Source organism: Calothrix anomala FACHB-343, from assembly GCF_014696435.1.
Taxonomy (GTDB): Bacteria; Cyanobacteriota; Cyanobacteriia; order Cyanobacteriales; family Nostocaceae; genus Aulosira; species Aulosira anomala_A.
Window position 1 is genome coordinate 39,007 of record NZ_JACJQG010000048.1, and the last position, 21,760, is coordinate 60,766.

Annotated in this window: 18 protein-coding genes and 1 pseudogene; 14 read left to right on the forward strand and 5 right to left on the reverse strand. The window is 41.0% G+C overall.

Features of this window, described 5'->3' with window-relative positions; translation table 11 throughout:
• Positions 1-557: 557 nt before the first annotated feature.
• The 5 genes from H6G08_RS24210 to H6G08_RS24230 all read left to right on the forward strand — a co-directional run bounded on the left by H6G08_RS24210 (position 558) and on the right by H6G08_RS24230 (position 5,616).
• Positions 558-839 (forward strand): 4a-hydroxytetrahydrobiopterin dehydratase, encoded by a 282-nt coding sequence (locus H6G08_RS24210; RefSeq protein ID WP_190547569.1) that lies wholly within the window; start codon positions 558-560, stop codon positions 837-839.
• A 425-nt stretch (positions 840-1,264) separates the two neighbouring features.
• Positions 1,265-3,001 (forward strand): iron uptake porin, encoded by a 1,737-nt coding sequence (locus H6G08_RS24215; RefSeq protein WP_190547577.1) that lies wholly within the window; start codon positions 1,265-1,267, stop codon positions 2,999-3,001.
• Between the two features lie 409 nt (positions 3,002-3,410).
• On the forward strand, positions 3,411-3,848 hold the full coding sequence (locus H6G08_RS24220; RefSeq protein WP_190547579.1) for an RrF2 family transcriptional regulator: 438 nt from the start codon (positions 3,411-3,413) through the stop codon (positions 3,846-3,848).
• Positions 3,849-3,950: 102 nt separating this feature from the next.
• Entirely contained in the window at positions 3,951-4,913 is a 963-nt protein-coding gene (gene cysK, locus H6G08_RS24225; RefSeq protein WP_190547581.1) for a cysteine synthase A, read from the forward strand.
• A gap of 16 nt (positions 4,914-4,929) precedes the next feature.
• Positions 4,930-5,616, forward strand: a complete 687-nt coding sequence (locus tag H6G08_RS24230; RefSeq protein WP_190547583.1) for a J domain-containing protein — start codon at positions 4,930-4,932, stop codon at positions 5,614-5,616.
• Positions 5,617-5,953: 337 nt separating this feature from the next.
• Here the strand turns inward: H6G08_RS24230 and H6G08_RS24235 are convergent, their stop codons facing one another.
• The 3 genes from H6G08_RS24235 to H6G08_RS24245 are packed head-to-tail and all read right to left on the reverse strand — an operon-like array spanning position 5,954 to position 8,418.
• The gene (locus tag H6G08_RS24235) at positions 5,954-6,511 is read right to left on the reverse strand and encodes a Uma2 family endonuclease (RefSeq protein ID WP_190547585.1); all 558 of its coding nucleotides are present in this window, start codon (positions 6,509-6,511) and stop codon (positions 5,954-5,956) included.
• A gap of 37 nt (positions 6,512-6,548) precedes the next feature.
• On the reverse strand, positions 6,549-7,505 hold the full coding sequence (locus tag H6G08_RS24240) for a PrsW family intramembrane metalloprotease (RefSeq protein WP_190547587.1): 957 nt from the start codon (positions 7,503-7,505) through the stop codon (positions 6,549-6,551).
• A complete protein-coding gene (locus H6G08_RS24245) occupies positions 7,498-8,418 on the reverse strand; it encodes a class I SAM-dependent methyltransferase (RefSeq protein WP_190547589.1) in 921 nt (306 codons plus the stop codon). Before H6G08_RS24245 ends, H6G08_RS24240 begins: the two co-directional genes overlap by 8 nt.
• A gap of 353 nt (positions 8,419-8,771) precedes the next feature.
• On the opposite strand from H6G08_RS24245, the gene mscL reads away from it, so the two are divergent.
• A complete protein-coding gene (mscL, locus tag H6G08_RS24250; RefSeq protein ID WP_190547591.1) occupies positions 8,772-9,203 on the forward strand; it encodes a large conductance mechanosensitive channel protein MscL in 432 nt (143 codons plus the stop codon).
• Positions 9,204-9,263: 60 nt separating this feature from the next.
• On the opposite strand, the pseudogene H6G08_RS38740 reads toward mscL, so the two are convergent.
• Positions 9,264-10,051, reverse strand: a pseudogene (locus tag H6G08_RS38740) (Uma2 family endonuclease).
• Between the two features lie 393 nt (positions 10,052-10,444).
• Positions 10,445-12,139 carry a DUF3352 domain-containing protein gene (locus H6G08_RS24265; RefSeq protein WP_190547593.1) on the reverse strand — a complete coding sequence of 565 codons (1,695 nt, stop codon included), beginning with the start codon at positions 12,137-12,139 and terminating at the stop codon, positions 10,445-10,447.
• A gap of 620 nt (positions 12,140-12,759) precedes the next feature.
• Between H6G08_RS24265 and H6G08_RS24270 the strand changes: the two genes are divergently transcribed.
• The 8 genes from H6G08_RS24270 to H6G08_RS24305 all read left to right on the forward strand — a co-directional run bounded on the left by H6G08_RS24270 (position 12,760) and on the right by H6G08_RS24305 (position 21,620).
• Positions 12,760-15,357: a M1 family metallopeptidase gene (locus H6G08_RS24270; RefSeq protein ID WP_190547595.1), complete on the forward strand. Its 2,598-nt coding sequence runs from the start codon at positions 12,760-12,762 to the stop codon at positions 15,355-15,357.
• A 101-nt stretch (positions 15,358-15,458) separates the two neighbouring features.
• A complete protein-coding gene (locus H6G08_RS24275; RefSeq protein ID WP_190547598.1) occupies positions 15,459-15,689 on the forward strand; it encodes a DUF433 domain-containing protein in 231 nt (76 codons plus the stop codon).
• Positions 15,686-16,054, forward strand: coding sequence for a DUF5615 family PIN-like protein (locus H6G08_RS24280; protein WP_190547600.1), 369 nt, complete (start codon positions 15,686-15,688; stop codon positions 16,052-16,054). Before H6G08_RS24275 ends, H6G08_RS24280 begins: the two co-directional genes overlap by 4 nt.
• 88 nt (positions 16,055-16,142) lie before the next feature.
• Entirely contained in the window at positions 16,143-16,754 is a 612-nt protein-coding gene (locus tag H6G08_RS24285) for a hypothetical protein (protein ID WP_190547601.1), read from the forward strand.
• A 454-nt stretch (positions 16,755-17,208) separates the two neighbouring features.
• Positions 17,209-18,696, forward strand: coding sequence for an ABC transporter permease subunit (locus H6G08_RS24290; RefSeq protein ID WP_190547603.1), 1,488 nt, complete (start codon positions 17,209-17,211; stop codon positions 18,694-18,696).
• A complete protein-coding gene (locus tag H6G08_RS24295; RefSeq protein ID WP_190547606.1) occupies positions 18,689-19,423 on the forward strand; it encodes an amino acid ABC transporter ATP-binding protein in 735 nt (244 codons plus the stop codon). The genes H6G08_RS24290 and H6G08_RS24295 overlap by 8 nt, the downstream gene beginning before the upstream one ends.
• 283 nt (positions 19,424-19,706) lie before the next feature.
• Positions 19,707-19,937 (forward strand): EF-hand domain-containing protein, encoded by a 231-nt coding sequence (locus H6G08_RS24300; protein ID WP_190547608.1) that lies wholly within the window; start codon positions 19,707-19,709, stop codon positions 19,935-19,937.
• 1,098 nt (positions 19,938-21,035) lie between these two features.
• On the forward strand, positions 21,036-21,620 hold the full coding sequence (locus H6G08_RS24305; protein ID WP_190547610.1) for an HPP family protein: 585 nt from the start codon (positions 21,036-21,038) through the stop codon (positions 21,618-21,620).
• The last annotated feature ends 140 nt before the right edge of the window (positions 21,621-21,760 follow it).

Here is a 21,760-nt window from a genome sequence, read left to right on the forward strand (position 1 = left end):
AAGAAGGCAATAGTATATTTTTTGAGTAAGAAGTCCCTTGGTAGTCTGTGCAACTAACAAAATTAATTATTCTGTAAGTAGCCTGAAGATATTTCACCAGAAATTTATGTGCTATATTGAGTAAAGGTAAAAACCCAGAGCAAAATGCTCTGCCTTATTGAAACTAAGACCGCTTAGGCAACAAGGAGGTGATGCCCATGATAGAAAGTAGTAAACGCATGGGTCATCAGGTTGCAGTTAGCCGGCTGTGCGCCGGGGCTGTTCTCTAAAAGTTAGCCTTAGTTATCTGAAAGATACTAAGTGTAGCTCAAGTAGCTAGGCTGATGCACGGAGTTCCTTCCGGCAGTCTGGTTGCAACCTGAAGACCCGACTAGACCGCTCTGACTTAGATCTACCGATCTAAATCAGAGCGGATAGTTTTTAGAAGGGGGTAAAATTATTAAATCCTCAAAGCGATCGCATCAGCATAGATAAAATCTTCATATAAGATGCTGTACAAGTACCAGTAGTAATTGCTAAATAAAAAGTAATATATATTACCAAAGGAATTGCTGAATATGGCGCAGCTACTCACTGAGAAAGAAATTGAAACCCAAGCAAGCTTACTGTCAGGGTGGACAGTGGCAGACAAGAAATTAGAAATTACCCGTAAATTTCAGGATTTTATCCAGGCAATTGAATTTGTTAATAAATTAGTGGAACCTTCTGAGTCTGCAGGACATCATCCAGATATAGAGATCTCTTACAACAGGGTGAAAATCCAAGTAACTACACACGACGCTGGTGGACTAACTCAAAAAGACTTTGATTTAGCCGCAGTAATTTCGCAAATAAATTAGTAATTTTTGCGAGAAAGTTGAGTGAAAAACATACGAAAGATAGGAGACAATCAATAGCTTTTATGCATTCTCAGGTACGTAATTGCTACGGATTACTTAAGTAAATCGGGATTTTAGTAAATTTTCTATCCCTACTTTCTGTTTTCATGTATTAGCTTGTGTGTGTGACAGTTTTTGAGGCGATCGTTTTGATGTTGCCATGTGTGTGAAATGTTTTATAATGATATGCTAATAGAGGTGTGTTTTTGCATAAGTTAATTACATCAATATTTAACATCAGTTAACTTAGTTATTAGCTGCGCAAAAACTAGAATTGTATTAGTGGCAACTATGCCTCATCGAAAATCCCAATTTAAGATGTCGCATATTGAAAATAGGTGCAACGAACACAATTATCTATACAAGGTGTGAGGAGAAGAGAAAAAATGTCTAATATTCTATGGAAATCCCTGGCTATTAGTCCAGCAGTTTTAGGAGCAACACTGCTCGTTTCAACAACAGCCATAGCAGCTCCTGCTACTACAACAGAAGTAGCATCCGATAAGCAAGCTGCGCCTGAATTAGCCCAAAAGCCTGCAGAAATTATAGCTCAAGCCGCTCCTACAAGCGATGATGCTAAAGTTCTCGAGCAAGTTAACCGCTACAGCAAAGAGGGTGCTAGCAACAATCAGGCTCAAGTCACATCAGTTTCGCAATTTTCTGATGTTCAACCAACTGACTGGGCATTCCAAGCATTACAGTCCTTGGTTGAGCGCTACGGTTGTATCGCAGGTTATCCCAATGGTACTTATCGCGGAAACCGTGCTTTAACCCGTTACGAATTTGCAGCTGGTTTGAATGCTTGTTTGGATCGGGTTAACGAACTAATTGCGACAGCAACAGCTGACTTGGTAACCAAACAAGATTTAGCCACCTTACAACGGTTGCAAGAAGAATTTTCTGCTGAACTAGCAACCTTACGCGGTCGCGTTGATTCCTTAGAAGCGCGTACTGCTGAATTAGAAGCTAATCAGTTCTCTACAACCACCAAGCTAGTTGGTGAAGCTGTGTTCGCTGTTAGTGATGCTTTTGGTGGTAACACTGGCTCTGCCAACAATACAGTCTTCCAAAATAGAGTCCGTTTAGGATTGGAAACCAGCTTCACTGGTAGAGACAAGTTGACAACTCGTTTGGCTGCTGGTAATGCGGGACTTTTTGATATCAGAGATCAAAATAACGCTTCTGTAAATACAAGAGAAGGTACACAAACCTATCAAGTAGGTAGCACTGGTAACAACGCTGTTAGAATTGACCGCTTGACCTACGAAGCTCCCGTTGGCCCTGCTCAAGTTTACATTGCGGCTGCTGGTGGTCGTCATAGCCATTATGCTGCTGTCAACAACCCCTACTTCTTTGACAAAACCGATGGTGGTAACGGTGCATTGTCTACCTTTGCATCTGAAAGCCCAATTTATCGCATCGGTGGTGGTGCAGGTATAGCGCTGAACATACCTTTTAGCAGTGGTGGTACCATCTTCAAACCCAGTTCTATCACTGTAGGTTACTTGGCTTCTGATGCAAATAATCCTGGTGTGAATACAGGTTTATTCAACGGTAACTATGCGGCTTTGGGACAGTTGAACTTTGCTGTAGGCGATCGCCTAGCCTTAGCTGCTACCTACGTTCACGGTTATCACTCTGCTGGTAGTGCATTATTTGATAGTGGTATCAATACTGCTAGCGGTGATTCACCAATTGGTGGTGTCGTTGGTACTCGTCAAGCCAACCAGATAGATGCTGCTGCTAACAGTAACTCTTACGGTATTTCTGCAGCATTCAGACCTAGTGACAAATTGTCCATTAGTGGTTTCGTCTCGTTCCACGATATCAACCAGCAAGGTGCTGGTAACGACTTTGAAGCTTGGAGCTATGGTGGTGGTATATCCTTACCTGACTTCGGTAAGAGAGGTAACGTACTAGGTATTTTTGCGGGTGCTGAACCCTATGCTCGCCGTGCTGGTGCTCCTGGTACTCTCCCAATTCATGTTGAAGGCTTCTACAAATATCGCGTTTCCGATAATATCTCCGTTACTCCCGGTATTATCTGGTTGAGAGCACCTGGTCAAAACAGCGATGAAGAAAATGCATTCATCGGTACACTCAGAACCACATTTACTTTCTAGAATCTAGAGTCTGGCTCTGATTTCCATCTGTGTACATGAGAATTTGAATTTCATTAAACCCCGCCATGAGGTGGGGTTTTTTATGCTTACAGACATTTGTGCGATGAGGGTTTAGCACAGCTAAAATCCGACGATAAGTGAAGTTTATAGCAATTTAAATAATGTTTGCGGCACATCAAGATATTTTAGAGGGCATGGCATAGCCATGCCCCTACCATCTGTCGCCTTCTTTTTTAAAATACCTTGCTGCTTTCATCCGAATTGACCAATTTCAACTTCACAAAGACTTTTTTGCAAAAACTGGATAGTCTACATAAACCCCAGTGAAGAACCGGAGTATACTAGAAATGTATGAAGTATGAAAATTATTGATCCTTCATGCTTTATTCTTCATTCTTAATTGCTGCCTGTGGAAATATCCTGTAAGTCTGAATACGCAATCTTAGCCTTAATCGAGATGGCGAGTCATTATCAGAGCGGCGAACCAATGCAAATTCGGCAAATCGCTGCGCAACAAAATATACCCGATCGCTATTTGGAACAGCTGCTAGCAACCTTGAGACGCGGTGGTATCATCAAAAGTCAACGAGGCTCTAAAGGTGGCTATTTCTTGGCACGAGAACCTAAGAAAATCACGATTTTTGAAATTTTAGAATGTTTAGAAGGGTTAGATGTCCAGACTACTCAAATAGACATTAATCCCAGGACTGTAGATAGTGGCGTAATCGCAGAAATCTGGCAAGAAGCTTGTCAGGCGGCAAACTCAGTGTTTCAAAAATATTCGCTGCAGGATCTTTGTGAAAAACGAGATTCCCGGCGGCAGTTGGATATTATGTACTACATTTAATCAAAAGTCCACAGTCAAAAGTCCATAGTCCAAGGAATAATTAATTCTTACTATTGACCATTGACAATTGACCATTGACTCATAACTAAATAAGGAATAATTATGCGAATTGTTAGTAACATTACAGAACTTGTTGGTCGTACACCTTTAGTCAAATTAAACCGGATTCCCCAAGCGGAAGGGTGTGTGGCGCAAATTGTGGTGAAGTTAGAAAGTCTGAACCCTTCTGCATCGGTGAAAGACAGAATTGGAGTCAGCATGATTAATGCTGCGGAACAAGAAGGGTTAATTACTCCGCAAAAAACTATATTAGTGGAACCTACTTCCGGGAATACAGGAATTGCATTGGCAATGGCAGCTGCGGCTAAGGGTTATCGGTTAATTTTGACAATGCCCGAAACTATGAGTGGGGAAAGACGGGCAATGTTGCGCGCTTATGGGGCGGAACTGGAACTGACACCAGGAATTGAAGGTATGAGTGGAGCAATTCGTCGGGCGCAGGAAATAGTGAATAAAACGCCCCATGCTTATATGTTGCAGCAGTTCCGCAATCCGGCGAATGCTAAAATACATCGAGAAACTACCGCCGAGGAAATCTGGGAAGATACTGATGGTCAGGTAGATATGATTGTGGCGGGGGTAGGTACAGGTGGTACGATTACAGGTGTAGCAGAAGTAATCAAAGCCCGTAAGCCGAGTTTTCAGGCGATCGCAGTTGAACCAAGTAATAGCCCAGTATTATCTGGGGGTAAACCTGGGGCACATAAAATTCAAGGAATTGGTGCAGGTTTTATTCCCCAAGTGCTGAAGCTAGAATTGATTGATGAAGTGATTACAGTCACCGATGAAGAAGCGATCGCTTATGGTCGGCGTTTAGCTAGAGAAGAAGGCTTACTATCTGGGATTTCCAGTGGTGCCGCCTTATGTGCCGCAGTCAAAGTTGCCCAACGCCAAGAAAACGAAGGGCGTTTAATTGTCGTCATTCAGCCAAGTTTTGGAGAAAGGTATTTAACTACGCCATTATTTCAAGATTTGGAGGACAGAATAGCCGCTAGCATCAGCTAGCTATCAATTTGGATTAATGGTCGATTCTAACCACTACGAAATTCTTCAAGTTAGTCCCAATGCTAGCCTGGCGGAGATTAAGCAAGCTTATCGCCGCCAGGTGAAATTATTTCATCCTGACAGTAATCAGGAAACAGCAGATAAAGAGCAGATTATCCGAATTAATGCGGCTTATGAAGTTTTAAGCGATACGGAAACCCGCTCAAATTACGACCAACAGCTTAAAGATAGCGAGCAAAAATTAAATAGCCGCCAACAGCGTACAGCATCCGCACAAAGACATTACCAAGCGACAAAACACGCTGGAAAAGATGCTGATGAATTAATTGAAGAGTGGCTGCGCTTAGTTTATCAACCAGTTAACGATATACTTTCTGACATTCTTAACTCTTTAGAAGAACAAATTGATGAACTAGCCGCAGATCCTTTTGATGATGAGTTGTTAGAAGAATTTCAAGATTACTTAACTAGTTGTAAAGATGACCTCAAACAAGCGCAATTAGCATTTCGTTCTCTACCGAATCCGCCGAGTTTAGCGAGGACAGCAGCGCATCTTTATTACAGCTTGAATCAAGTAGCTGATGGTTTGGAAGAGTTAGCTTATTTTCCCCTAAATTATGATGAGCATTATTTGCACACGGGGCAAGAACTCTTCCGCATTGCGAGGAGATTACATTACGAAGCACAAGCGGCTGTGAAATAGATAAGCAATAGTTGATTGTTGACTGTTGACTGTTGACTGTTGACAGATTTGAAAGCTTTTTATTGTCAGGTTTTAGGAACTTCCAAATAAAAAAACATCCCAATCATGAACTTACTAAGCCCGCAACTCGTAGGGGCGGGGTAACCCCGCCCCTACAATTTGGGATAATTTATTTTCTGGAGTTCCCTTATTTATATCAAGTTAAATAATGTTAGCGAAATATATAGATATTCTAGAGGTCATGGCAGTGCCATGCCCCTACATTTTGTCGCATTCTTTTGGCAAATTGGTATTAGTTTGAGGTTCTAATTTATCTGGCTATGGCTATTAAATTGAATTAAAAGAATTTACTTACTAAGCAGCGAAAGCCTGGTAGTAAAGGACTGGTCAATTCATCTTCGCTAAATAAGGTGTATGCTAGCTTTAAAATTGCCTGTTCGCGACGATAAACTTCTACTTTTTTCTGGATGCGATCGCAAATCCAATATTCTTGAACTCCCTGTACTGAATAAAGCTTTAGCTTTGACTCTCGATCGCGTTTCTCGTTTTTCTCACCAGGAGATAGAACCTCTACTACTAACTCTGGTGCGCCTGTGAGGTGTCCGGCTTCATCTAGCAAACTTTCTAAGCGTTCATTACTCGCCCAAACTACATCAGGAATCACATTGTCAGCATCAGAGAAAATAATTCCAGGTGCGATCGCAGGTTGTCCTAAACCAGTTTCATCTGACCAAATTTTCAGAACTGTACCAATGTTAATACATACTGCTTGATGCTCCCAGTGAGGCGATCTAGTCACGAATAATTCTCCATCAATAATCTCGTAGCGATTTTTGCGATCGCCTGCAAATAACTCTAGATCGGCAGTTGTCCAACGTACTGGAGTTGTTTGCATATCACCCCCTAAGCCATTTTCATCTATTTTAAAAGCATTATGATAAATATCGTCGTCGGGCTTGTCGGCGTAAATAACGATAAATCAACCAGGCGATCGCGGCAAAGTTTAAATTGATGAATAACCTGGTTACTGTATACCACAGGACTATCGGATCGAGAAAATCCTGCCAATTTAGGGGACTGAGTTTTCTCCCTAAAAGAAATAGCCCAAAAATGGCATTTCCCCCTAAAATTAGCGCAAATCCCGCTAAACCCATCTGCCAGTAACGAATATGGGGTGTATGGGCGGATATAAGTTGAATTGGCGATTTACCTTCCACTCTTCGCAGTAATTGTTCCATTCGCCAAAACATCCACAACAGAAAGGGAAAAAAGCCATAGCTAAGGAACTGTACAGGAGGTAAATAGCGCCACGTACTAGATAAAACATTGACTAGGGCGTGACAAAACACAGAATTTAGCCAAGCTGTTAACAAGCTATTTCTGCGATGATTCAACCTCATGGCTAAGGCGTAACCCCAAGGCGCAGAGAACAGCGCATGAACTGGTGTACCAATACTGCGATCGAGAATTGATGCTGTGTTGTAATACAGGTAAATCCAGTTTTCTTGGGCGGTGAATCCTAAAGCTACAACTATGGTAAAGAGGAAAATAGTGCTAGGGCGTAATTTATACCGACGTTGGAAATAGTAGGTAGGGATAATAACTGCTAAAAACTTACAACCTTCTTCAATCGGCCCAATTTCTATAATTTGCCGTAAAGCAATACCCGGAATTGAATAAGTGATTCGTCGCCAATTCACAACCAGATTGGCGACATATTCAAAGCCTATTTGTAAATTGAGAGCGATAATTCCAGATATTGCCCCACAGAAAAATAACAACAGTAATCTGAAGAATGGTGGGGCAGTAAAAATACGGTAGCGATAGTAAAAAAGCAGTATTAGTGGTGGAATGACTGCTGACGACAGCAGTACTAAAAACTCAACCACTTACTTGAGCAATGACTGTACGATGACGGGGACTGTTAGTGGTAATTGTGGGAGTTTGGAAACCAGCTTCCACTAAGGCTTGGGCAATATCTAAGTTGAAGTACTCATCTAAATAAGGTTCAGTACTTTTCAGTAGCGTCAAAATATAAGGTGGCATTTTCACAAAGGCTTCTGATTGAGGATTCATATCCATAATTCCTATATGTCCATCGGGACGCAGTAACCGCCGCGCTTCGGCAAAAATTTGCTTGGTGGGCGACTGGGGTAATTCGTGACAAACTAGAAAAATGGAAACTAAATCAAAGGAAGCATCTGGCAATCCTGTGGTTTCGGCTGGTGCATGAACCCAGTTAATATTTGAGTGACGTTGTTGCGATCGATATTCGGCTACAGCTAAGAAGTAGGGCGATAAATCTAAACCGGTGAGTTTGGCTTGGGGATACAGTTCTTGGAGAGCAAAGGTACTCATTCCCACACTGCACCCGATATCTAAAATATCTTGCGGTGGGTTCGGGATTTGATTTTTCAAGATATTGTGGTAATTTTGGCGCAATTTGACATCACCTTGCGCCTCAGCACCTTGCCAGATTTTCGCGTGAACAGCATAAGCCGCAGGTTCTACTTCAAATGCAGCTTGCCAACTCATATTACCGGTTTCATAGGCGTGAAATGAGGTGAGGTAGTAGTCTGGGTAGGAAAGCTGGGGATTTTCGATTTTAGCTAATTCATTTGTCCAATCAAGGGCTTGGAGTTGTGCTACTTCCTGCGTCCAAGGTACGCCCATTTTCTCGGCACGTTTAATCATCATCTGTCTGGCGCGGTGCTTGGCTAGGTTGGCTAAAGGCTTAATTGCGAGTACGCCATTTACCAAGCGGGAAGCTAAACCAGGAGGGTTATTTACAGCAGCAGTCATAGGATTAATTTATGCTCAACAGCCTTTTTAACTTATGACATACTTGCTGTGCACCAGTCTAGCAGCAGCTGCAATTATATAAATACCTATGGCGACTGTTCAATTAACAACATAATATCTGTCTGAAAACAGGATGAAATATATACATAATTAGGAATGTAAAATTTTGCACTTATACTGATGATTCATGTGTTGCAAAGTTTTTTTTATTTGCGATGACATTAGTAAATATATGAATATTATGCTTGGTAAAATACTCAATATTTAGCAAAATCTGTTTTATTTAATGTGGCATATATCAATGCCATTTTTATAGAACTAGAAGCTACTTCCTAATAGTTTCAAGGAAAACTATGGTAAGAACAAGAAGAAGAGCTAGCGGTTTTTTAAAAGATTTTCAAGAATTTGCCCTCAAAGGCAATGTGGTTGATTTAGCGATCGCGGTAATTATCGGTGGTGCTTTTGGCAAAATTGTTACATCCTTTGTTGAGGATGTGATCATGCCATTAATTAATCCTTTAGTTGCTGTGGCTGGCAAAGATTGGAGAACAATGACTATTGGATCGGGAATTGCGATCGGTAAGTTTCTCGGCTCGATTGTCGATTTTGTAATTATTGCTTTTGTCTTGTTTTTAGCAATTCAAGCTTTACAAAAATTCAAAAGAAAAGAAGAAGTTGCGGCTGAACCGCCACCACCAGATGCCAACCTGATGGCGCAAGAAAGACTGACTGGGGCATTAGATAGGTTAACAGAGACTTTAGAATCTCGTTATCCGCAGGTTTAAAATTGTCAAGGGTGGGATTTTCCCACCCATACAGATGCATATATTGTATTTTTTTAATTGTTAAATTGTGTCTGGATCTATATTTAATTCTCGCAGTTTAGCGGCTAATTTCTCTGCGGTTTCTTCTGGGGTTGGTACTAGCTTTTCATCTGTGGTGAAAAATCGTAATAGTCCCTGATAAATTCCTAAATATAAACCTAGCTTTTGACTCCACAAATGTCCTTGAGGATTTGGTTCTAGGGGTTGATATTGACAATCAACTAAATGAAACCCAGCAAATTCTAAGGTGTAGGGATCAAACCAAAAATAATCAGGGGTGCGAAAGGTATTTTGATAAATCTTTTTCTTTAAATCTTTGTCGGTATTTGCTGTTGATTCGGAAAGAATTTCGAGAATAAAGTTAGGATATTTACCGTCTTCTTCCCACAATACCCAGCTTTTACGGGTTTTACGTTCGGTGTCTAGGACAACAAAGAAATCTGGGCCTCGGAAGTTCTCGGTTTTGAGTTTATTTACAGCAATTTTCAGGTAAATAGACCACGCTGTAGGGGCACGGCACCAGTAAAATTATTGTATGTACCACAAGATTTTCGATGCCGTGCCCCTACCACAGATGTGGTTCAAATAGGTGAAAACTGCTGTAAGCTGTAATAAATAGTTAGATTTCCTGCGGCGTAGAAATCTGTTCTGTCTCGCCATAACCATTCCAGACATTTGAAAAGTAGAATTATTTGCTCTAGATGTAAGTCACTTTCAAAGGGAGGTTCATCGCTGTATAAGTCACCTGGAGGAAGAATAACATCTTCTTGCCTATCTTGAACGGTGTCTAATTCTTTGGCGAGGGACATGGTGATGGCGTTGCGATTTATGGGTTTATTTTAACGCTGTGATGGTGGTGCGATCGCTCATATGTTGTAGATGTATCATTTTCTTCTCAATGGCAGAATAGCAAAATGTATTAACCGCGAAGACACGAAGGACACGAAGGAAGAAAAGAGAGAGAATTTTAGTGCCGGAAGGAGGTATTAGGGAATGAACGAATACAAATTGACTTTGTCATTCCCTATTCCCGATTTCCTATGATGTATCATTTTCTTCTCAATGGCAGAATAGCAAAATGTATTAACCGCGAAGACACGAAGGACACGAAGGAAGAAAAGAGAGAGAATTTTAGTGCCGGAAGGAGGTATTAGGGAATGAACGAATACAAATTGACTTTGTCATTCCCTATTCCCGATTTCCTATTTTGTGGTTTTTGGTTTGAGTGCTAATAACATTTCTACTTGGCTGACAGATTTATCAGGGCTGGTAGCAGTTACACCTAAACCACGAATGGAATTTAAAATTGCGTTGGCTTCTGGTGGTACGGGTTGAAATGCTGCAAAACGATTAAATATGGTCATGGTTTTGTCCATATCTAAGTAGAAGTATCCACCATTGGGTTTTTGTAGGGAACCTGTGACGGCTTTAAAATTGTCGCTGTTTTCTAGGGTTTGAGTTTTATTACCAGCGATCGCATCGGCGATGGGACTACCAAGGGCTACAAATACTGTATCTTGATCTAACCATCCATGTGCTAGTAAAGCACCTTGGGGGGTTTGCCATTCGGTGACTTTTTTACCGCCGATATCTTTTTGCGCAACTGTTAGGGTTTGCTTTTTGATCAGATCGTCGAGTTTGCTGAGGGTGCTTTCTGCGGTTTTGCGATCGCTTGTGTCAAATAATAACGCGCCGCCAAAACCAACGCTGGCTAAGATTCCTTGATTTGAGGGAATCGCACCAACAGCAAATTCTCCATCCATCCAGCCGAGAACTTCTTTATCTAAATCTAAATCGACGGTGGATTTGAGTTGTTGGCGAACTTGGGCGACTGCTTGGTTAAATTCGGGATAATCTTTTGACTGTTCGAGTACGGTTGTCCAAGCGCGGCTGATACCTTGTCCGCTAACTAAAGCTAAGGTATCGGCGGGAAATTGTCCGACTATCTTGGCTGGCGTATTTTGATACTGGAATTTGTTGAGTTGCGGATCTAAATTGGCGATCGCTTTTAGGCGCAAACCTGCATCATCTACACCCACACCCGCCACCATCGATTTTACCTGCTCTAATTGCTTCAGGGTTTGGGGTGGTAGTTGGGTTCCTTGGGGATTCGCCGCCGCTAACTGTTTTACCATCCCCGCATAGTCTGGGATATAAATTTGGGCTAGGGTATTTTTAACATCTACTCCTTTGCTGAGAATGCTATTTGCACCTTCTTTACTCGCAAAAGAAGCCTGACCTTTATAGGTGTCTATAGCCTGTTCTATAGTTTGTTTTTCTGGCGCTAATACTATTTGGCTATTATTTAAAACTACACTATATGTAGGTTTACTATTTTCTGATTCAGAGGTTTCTGTAATCTTTTCGCCTTTGTAATCAGTTTCTTGGATTTTAATTCCTTTTTGCGCTTTTAATTTGTTACCAAAATTTAAAGCAGCAATTTTATCTTTAATCCCAACTACAAAGAGAACTTTAGGTTCTGATTGTAACTTGCTGGGTTGAGTCGGTGCCCCAGTTGGCGGATTAAATTGTGCGGGTTTAACTGGATTGGGTGGTAACATCGCCACCATCACCCCACCAACCCAAGGTTTTATATCTTTTTCATAAGAAATATTACTATCTTTAAATACATCTTTGTTGAAAGACTCTAAACCTTTATTAAGTAACTGTTGAGCTTCGGGAGTACCAAACTGTTGCAACTTCGCCCAAGCTTGGGGGTCGGTGGTAATGTAAGTAGCCACGATCGCAGAAGACGGTACTACTTTAGCACTGCCGAGAGCGCCCGCACCATCGCCAATGGGGCCGCCTTTAAGAAACATATAGGCAGCTATACCCCCTGTGACGACTACAGCCGCACTGATAACAGGAATTAAAATCTTTGATTTACTTGCAGGCATTGTAATTATCCTCTCTTCCTTCAATCGTGCTGAAGGCTTGTAAAAACGTCATTGTAGAGTTTTTGGAAGTATTTATAAGTTTTACTAGCTTGGCGGTATTCACTGACAAAGTTAGTATTACGATACACCAACAGTTTTAAACCATTCCTAGAATTACTACAACAGAATGAGAACTAAATCCGTAAATAGTATATTGTTCCACTTAAAAAATCTACTGCTAGTATTTAGCAAACTGTCCTAAGCTATAAAAATACTTGGGAGCATTTGTACTTAAATGGCATTAAGCAAGAAGAGACTCTTGTGCTGATGTCAACAAAGTGCAGGTTATCAGCTTACATCAGGGCAAGCAAATGTGGGAGAGGGATGGGAATAGGGCATGGGGCATGGGGCATGGGGCATGGGGAAGAAATAACCAATGCTGCATATCCGATGTCTAAAGCGGTGGGACGAGAACTACCCACAAGGAGATGAAGTTTTTCACCGCTTTTAATCGATTCCGATGCTCAAACCCTAAAGGATAATCCTTCCACATTGCTGAGTTGATTTGGGAAAGCTACCCAATCTCGCTATTTTTCACCACATCCAACAGACTTATCAAGATATAAGGTTAGTAGGCATCAATGTCCAATTTTTATTTCGATACAGAAAATAACGGTCACAGATCTTTTGAGTTACCAGGCGCAAAACCTCATTACAATCCCGATCGCCCTGGACAAGTAGAGCATATTTTTTTAGATCTAAGTTTGGATATTCCTAACCAAAGTTATTCTGGCAGTTGCAGCATTCGCTTGTCGCCTATCCGCAATGGAATTGATAGTCTGACTTTGGATGCTGTCAACTTGAATATTCAATCTGTGCAGGTGGATGAGGTAGAGCAAAAGTTTGACTACGATGGCGAAAAGCTAGTAATCAAGCTGGCAACGCCGACTGAGGTGGGTAAGCGATTATTAATTGCGATCGCCTATTCTGTAGAAAAACCCCAACGCGGTATCTACTTTATTCAACCAGACAAACACTACCCCAACAAGCCTACCCAAGTCTGGACACAAGGAGAAGACGAAGATTCTCGTTTTTGGTTTCCCTGCTTCGACTATCCCGGACAACTTTCAACCTCAGAAATTCGCGTCCGCGTTCCTAAACATTTAATAGCGATTTCTAACGGCGAACTCATAGAAACCAAGGATGATGATAAGTATAAAATTTACCATTGGTCGCAGCAAGAAATCCATCCTACCTATTTAATGACATTAGCCATTGGTGACTTTGCCGAAATTCGCGATGAATGGCAAGGTAAACCCGTCACCTATTATGTAGAAAAGGGTAGAGAAGCAGATGCGAAACGCAGCATGGGCAAAACTCCCCGCATGATCGAATTTTTAAGTGAAAAGTATGGTTATAAATATGCTTTTCCGAAATATGCGCAGGTTTGCGTCGATGATTTTATTTTCGGCGGGATGGAGAATACTTCTACAACCTTATTAACCGATCGCTGTTTAATAGATGAACGCGCTGCATTAGATAATCGCAACACCGAAAGCTTAGTAGTTCACGAATTAGCACACCAATGGTTTGGCGATTTACTAGTAATTAAACATTGGTCACATGCTTGGATTAAAGAAGGAATGGCTTCTTATTCTGAGGTAATGTGGACAGAAAAAGAATATGGTAGTCAAGAAGCAGCATATTATCGCTTATTAGAAGCGCGGAGTTACATTAGTGAAGATAGCGGACGTTATCGCCGACCAATGGTAACTCACGTTTATCGCGAAGCAATTGAACTTTATGACCGCCATATTTATGAAAAAGGTTCTTGTGTTTATCACATGATTCGGGCGGAATTAGGAGAAGAATTGTTTTGGTCTGCTATTCATACTTTTGTCCAAGATAATGCTCATAAAACTGTCGAAACAGTAGACTTATTAAGAGCAATTGAAAAAGCCACCGGCAGAAATTTAGCCTTCCTCTTTGACCAATATGTTTATCGTGGCGGTCATCCTGATTTTAAAGTTGCTTACTCTTGGGATGGCGATGCAAATTTAGCGAAAGTGACAGTAACTCAAACCCAAGCCAAAAATAATCAAAGTAAAGAGTTATTTGACTTAAAAATTCCCATTGGCTTTGGTTATAGCGAAGCGGGTACATCTCCCCAAATCAAAACCTTTACAGTTAGGGTAAACGAACGGGAACAAAGTTTTTATTTCCCCCTCGAAACCAAACCCCAATTTATTAGCTTTGATGTCGGAAATAATTACCTCAAAACTGTTACTTTAGAATATCCAATTCCCGAATTAAAAGCTCAATTAGAATTCGATCCCGATCCACTTTCGCGGATTTATGCGGCTGAAGCCTTAGCCAAAAAAGGCGGTTTAGAAGCCACAAAAGCTTTATCTGCGGCGTTAAAAAATGATGGATTTTGGGGTGTGCGGGTTGAAGTCGCCAAACAATTAGCCGAAATTAAATTGGATCAAGCCTTTGATGGGTTAGTCGTTGGGTTGGAAGATAAAAGTCCTTATGTACGCCGCGCTGTAGTTGATGCGCTAGCAAAAACCAAAACTGCGGAAAGCTATAAGGCTATCAAAGGCTTAGTTCAAGATGGCGATCGCAGTTACTATGTAGAATCAGCAGCTTGTCGCGCAATTGGCGCGATCGCATCTGCTAACCTAGACGAAAAACCCAGAGAAGAAAAAGTCCTGAAACTGCTGAAATCGGTTTTAGAAGAAAGACAAGGCTGGAATGAAGTAGTTCGCAGTGGCGCGATCGCAGGTTTAGCCGAACTCAAAACCTCAGAAGCAGCCTTAAACTTGCTCTTAGAATACACCAAACCCGGCGTCCCCCAAGCCTTACGCCTCGCCACCATCCGCGCCTTAGGCAAAATCTCTGTCGGGCAAAATCCCGTCAATTTAGAACGGATTTTAGAAAGATTAGGCGAACTAGCTAAAGAAAGCTTCTTCTTAACCCAAGTAGCAGTAGTTATCGCCTTAGGACAAATGGAGACACCTAAAGCGATTGGGATATTGCGATCGCTTGCCGATCAAACCCCAGATGGGCGAGTGCGGCGCTATGCTGATGAAGAGATTACGCGAGTCCAAGGTAATATTGGTACAGAAAATGCGCTGCGGAATTTGCGTGAAGAACTCGATCAAGTCAAGCAACAAAATCAGGAATTGCGCAGCCGCTTAGAAAATTTAGAAGCTAAATCTAAGAGTTCTGCATCGTAATTAAATCTGCACAATTCATCAATTAAACACATAGGGGTACAACATTGTTGTGCCCTTATAATTATCTGTACCTCCCCAAGTTGTAATCTGCTGTAATAGTTATGCAAAACCTCACCAGAATTACCCGCAATCCAGAAGTCATGGGTGGTAAACCTTGTATTCGAGGGATGCGTGTCACCGTTGGTGCGATCGTTGGTTTAATGGCTTCAGGACATACCCCCAGTGATATCCTCGCAGCATATCCCTACTTAGAAGAAGCAGATATATATGAAGCACTTGCATATGCTGCTTGGCGGTCTGAAGAAATTGAAGTTCCCCTGAAAAGTGCATGAAAATATTGATTGATATGAACCTTTCCCCTGATTGGGTAAGGGTTTTTGAGAAATACGATATTGAAGCTGTTCACTGGTCTAATGTCGGGGACTCTCGTGAAAAAGATACGGTAATTATGGAATGGGCGAGAATCAGAGGATACATTATCTTTACCCATGATTTAGATTTTGGTTCTCTGTTAGCAGCAACAGGAGTCGGTACACCAAGTGTGATTCAAGTACGGACTCAAGATATTTTACCTACGAGTATGGAAAATCTGATAATTTCTGCCTTACGCCAGTTTGAATCTGAATTAAATAATGGTGCTTTAGTTACCGTTGACCAAGCCCAATCTAGGGTAAGGATTTTACCAATCAGACGTTGATTTATAATGCGTAGTTCCTAATTTATATCTTATGTCTTAACCTCTTGATTGTGACATTACTGAACTTAGTCCTTAAGGATTTATAGAAATGGATTTGGACACACAAAGGTTGATGGTTCGGCAGTTTTACGAAGAACAATATGAGAATTTATCTGAAATGGTTTGGTATAGCAAACGCGAGGGCTTCTCTCCACCTTTTGAGAGAATAGCAAGCGTTACAATAGGTGAACTCAGCCCTTTAGAAGTAGAAATCGAGAGAATCAACCAAAATGTTCCTCAATCTGTTTCTGATGCTTTTGCTCGTCATCTCTGGTATTCTCAGTGGAATTTTGCTTATCTATTTCTTGTAAAAGTTCCCATTAATGAACAAAGTTTCTTTTTTTTATTTCACTTAGGCATCAGTGATGATGCTTGGGATAACGATACTAGCTTAGTTGAAATTTTCAACGAACAAGGTGAGTTTGTTGATGCAACAGATTCTACATTTTACCAAGTCCTGAGCATGAAGTGGAACGAAAAACCGTTTACTCATGAAGACTGTAGAGATGGTAAGACAAACGAGCCTCCTCCTCCTTGGTCTGGAGATGATCCCAATGCCGTGTACTATAGCGAACCTTTATGGACGGAAGAAATGCTGATACGGGAGGGTGCGAAGGTTGAAGAGAAAGAGACACTTACCCGCTACGTTGGGCGTTGGTAAATTAACATAATTTATTTTTTAGAGTTCCCTAACCTGTCAGTATTCTCAAACTACAGTTTGCTTTCTCATCAAGCGATTTGTTTACTCAATAGTAGAATTTAGTTCTCAAACTGGGGTTTGAGTTCTCAAACTGCAAATTTAGTTCTCAAACTGGGGTTTGAGTTCTCATTTCAGTGTATTCCGCACTCAAAAGTTGATATTTAGTTCTCAAACTGGGGTTTGAGTTCTCATTTCGGTGTATTCCGCACTCAAAAGCTGATATTGAGTTCTCAAACTGGGGTTTGAGTTCTCATTTCGGTGTATTCCGCACTCAAAAGCTGATATTGAGTTCTCATTTCGGTGTATTCCGCACTCAATAATATTTATGAGTCTGGGAAACCTTGAGTAAATCTAGTTCGATGTTTATGAGTAACATCTAAATTGTTTGATGTAGAGGTTTACCAGAGTAATTCTGATGCAAAGAAGAAAATTCCGGCTGTTAACGATGCTGTTTGCAGCCATGCTATTGATCACCATCATTGCAGGTCAAAGTCATTCTCTCAAAGCAGCTTCACCTTTAGGTAAAGATACCCTAACGATGGTGACTTCCCCCGATTATCCGCCTTATGAATTTTATGATACTCAAGGCGGTGAAAGGCAAATTGTTGGCTTTGATGTAGATATTGCCAAAAATCTGGCGCAAAAGCTGGGGTTTAAACTCAAAATCATGGAATCGGATTTTAATGGCTTAATTCCCGCACTCCAAGCCAATCGCGCCGATTTTGTCATGGCGGGGATGACTCCAACTCCAGAACGCAAGAAAAATGTCGATTTTTCTCTAATTTATTACGAAGCTAAAGATACCATTGTCGCTCCTAAAAATAGCAATCTCAAACAGCCGCCAGATTTAGCTGGCAAAAAAGTTGGCGTACAATTGGGAACTATTCAAGAACAAAATGCGAAAAAAATCGCCGAAAAAGTTACAGGAATTCAACTAAAACAATTAAATAAAGTCCCGGAAATTATTCAAGAAATTAAATCAGGGCGAATTGATGCAGCCATTATTGAGGATACTGTGGCTAGGGGATTCGCTCAAGCTAACCCAGAATTAGAGTTTAACGTCATTTCTTCCGAAGAAGCTAGTGGTTCCGCGATCGCATTTCCCAAGGGTTCGGCGTTGGTAAAACCTTTTAATCAAGGTTTGCAACAAATGAAAGATAATGGCGAACTCGAAAAATTAGTTACCAAGTGGTTTACCCAAAGTACCTCAGCCCCCACTTTATCCTCACCTGCTAAAACTGGGTTAAATCTCGACTTTACCCGCATTCTCCCGGAAATTCCCTTTATCCTCAAAGGTATACCCTTAACTTTATTATTTACACTCTTCTCCGTATTCCTTGGGTTAATTTGGGGTACAGTTCTCTCGTTGTGCAAAATTACCGGAATCAAACCCCTAACTTGGCTAGCTAATGCTTACACCTCAGTATTTCGCGGCACACCTTTATTATTACAATTAGCTTTGGTTTACTACGCCACACCCCAGCTGACAGGCTATGATATCTCAGCATTACAAGCAGGGGTGTTAACTTTTACACTCAATTCCGGCGCTTATATGTCGGAAACCATCAGGGGGGGAATCCAAGCTGTAGATAAAGGACAAGCTGAAGCGGCGATGTCGATGGGCGTTCCTTACCGATTAATGATGTGGGATATTATTCTCCCCCAAGCCTTGAAAAATATTCTCCCCGCCTTAGTAAATGAAACTATTGGACTATTGAAAGATTCGGCTTTAGTCTCAACAATTGGTGTAGTGGAAATATTACGCAGCGCCCAAATTGTCGGCGCAAATAAATATATTTATTTTGAACCACTGCTATTTGCTGGGTTAATCTACTATGTTTTAGTTATGGGTCTAACTTGGAGTGCATCGGTTTTAGAAAGGAGATTGAGACAAAGTGAGTAACGTCCTAATTCGTACAGAATTCTTGTGCAAATCCTTTGGTAAACTTGATGTCCTCAAAGATATTTCCACAGAGATTAACCAAGGTGAAGTTGTCGCGATTCTCGGCCCTTCTGGTTCTGGTAAATCTACTTTTCTCCGGTGCATAAATTTGTTAGAACGCCCGACGAAAGGTAGAATTTATTTTCACGATCGCGAAATTACAAATCCTAAAGTAAATATTGGTCAAATTCGCCAACAATTAGTCATGGTATTTCAACACTTTAACTTATTTCCCCACATGACAGTGATGCAAAATGTCACCTATGCGCCGATAAAAGTCAAGGGAGTAGATAAAGAGTTAGCCAAAACCAAAGGACTAGAGTTACTCACAAAAGTAGGTTTAGCCGAAAAAGCAGATGTTTACCCATCTAAATTATCAGGGGGACAGAAACAAAGAGTAGCGATCGCTCGCGCTTTAGCGATGGAACCAGAGATGATTTTATTTGACGAACCTACCTCAGCCTTAGATCCAGAAATGGTTAAAGATGTGCTGGAAGTGATGCAAGACTTAGCCCACACAGGAATTACAATGGCGATAGTCACCCATGAAATGGGATTTGCTAGAGAAGTCGCCAGTCGGATTATGTTTCTCGATCGTGGGGTTTTAGCAGAAGATACCACCCCTAGCCAATTCTTCCACAATCCCCACTGCGATCGCGCCAAGCAATTCTTAGAAAAAATGCTTTAGTAGTCTGTCAGGGTTGAAATGAGGGACAGTAGTGTGAGCGTCTCGCTCACGCGGGCAAGATGCCCGCACTACCAAAAACCCCTCAAAACAAAATTGACAGACTACTAGCAAAAAGCCCACGTTAGCGGTACAAGTCTGGCGAACGAACGCACTGGCTCCTTTTGACTTCCAAAGCAGGGGCACTGCTGATTTAAGCCCCAGCGATACCCGTTTTTACGTCTCAAGATATAAGTTTATTTAATTAAGACATATTAAATTTAAAAATTAATTCAGATATAAAATTATGGCAACCGAGCAAGAACTTCAATCTCTTTTTAATACCTTAGATCGCGATCAAGATGGCAAAATCTCCATTAATGAGCTTTTTTTAAGCCCTGGTTTAAGTGCAGTCATCTCGGCTGAAACAGGTGTCAGTAGCCCCCAGGAATTGCTAGCTATGCATGGAGATAAAAACGGTAGTATCTCCTTTGAAGAGTTAAAGCAAGTAGTTAAGAAAGCAAGTAATTTAACCTAGCAATTAAAAAACCCAATACCCAAAATCCCTCTCTAGCTCACGCTTTGAGGGATTTGCAATTTCTAGCCTGTATAGCTACCAATAACTTATAATGCGTAAATAGGGCAAAATAGCGTGTTCCCATACTATTACTCCCATTTATTAGAGATTTTGGGATAAAATAGCTGACTTTGTTTATTGCCATTACAACTGCCGCAATTTTTCAAGTCACAGTTTTGAGCTAGCAGTTAAGGATAAATGTAGGTTGGGTTGAACGAAGTGAAACCCAACAAATCGCCGAAAATGTTGGGTTACCCTGCGGGAAGCCGCTCCGCGTCTACGTTCCTCAACCCAACCTACACGGTTTAAGGTTTTTGACTGCTACCACACTTAATTAATAAGCATTTTTTATATATTTTATGATTTGTTTATATATTTTGAAACTTTACTCCTAATAATTTAAAGTAATATTAAGTTTAAAATATTAAGGAATCATGACATTCAATAATAATTAAACAAAGTTCTTAAGTTTGTCTTCATTGGGTGAGAGTAAATCTTGCCCTAAAAAGGGAGCATCCCAAATGTGCAAAAACGCCCTCACCCTATAAGGGTGGGGCTAGAAATACGAAGCCTGCGAAGGCAGGCTATCAAACTTTTAGCCTGCGAAGGCAGGCTTTGTTGGTATAGCAATACCCTTCTAGGGTATTGCGTCAAAATTGGGATGCTCCCCCTAAAAATGCTGATTTATGCAGTAAAAGCCTTGTTTGCAAAATTGCAATTTAGGCTAAATTTGTGCAAATTAAAATCAGCAATTATACAAACTTAAAATATTGCTGAAACAAAGAAATTTCAGTGATTTTATTTGTTGATTCTGAAATTTCAGAATTGGTAAAGGCTAAATTTTTGCAGCAAACTTTTTGATACCAATTTAAAAATAAAGGGTGGCAGATAAACATCCCTAAACCCTTGTTTTATCGGCATTACTCATTTTGAATTTTGCGGAAAGTCTGAGCGGAGGTTTCCTCCGATCAGAACTTTCCAAGAGAGAATTTTGAATTTTGAATTGGTCTAAGTTTGCTGTTTATTTGATGTGGTTATTAATGAGGCTGAAAACACGCTATGTTACCGAAAGAGCGAATTAATTACACCTATCTACCCAAATTCAATTACAAAACCATTTCCTCTAGATGTAAAAATTATTGTGTTAAGCTCTGCGGAACCAAGCGAACAGTCCCATTAGATAGACCCCATCATAAACATATTTTCTGGTCTTGGCTGGGTAGTTTTATTGGCATAGCCGCCACAGGTTATCTCTCCGCGAAAACTGGCTCACCTCTGCTCATGGCTCCCTTTGGCGCAACCAGCGTTTTAATCTTTGCTGTACCTGACAGTCCCTTAGCTCAACCCCGGAATGTGATTGGCGGTAACCTTATAGGAGCTTTAGTTAGCCTCACTATCTTACATCTTTTCGGTTCCGAACCTTGGGCAATGGGAATGGCTGTAGCCACAGCCATCGGAATCATGCAGTTTACCCACACATTACACCCACCTTCAGGAGCAATTGCATTAGTCGTGATGATGACAAAAGCGCAATGGCAATTTTTGCTCACACCAGCATTAGAAGGTTCCGTAATTCTGTTACTTTGTGCTGTAGTCTTCAATAACCTGGCACAAGAGAGGTCTTATCCCAAGCATTGGTTGTAAGCTTTTACACTCTTAAGCCAGCACATTCTCACAATAAGGGAGTAGAGTTACAGAGAAGCAGGGGCGAGAAGAGGCGAGATATTCAGCCTTAATTGGCAATATAGCTTCTCTATTACTGAAATTTTGGTATTTTTTACTGA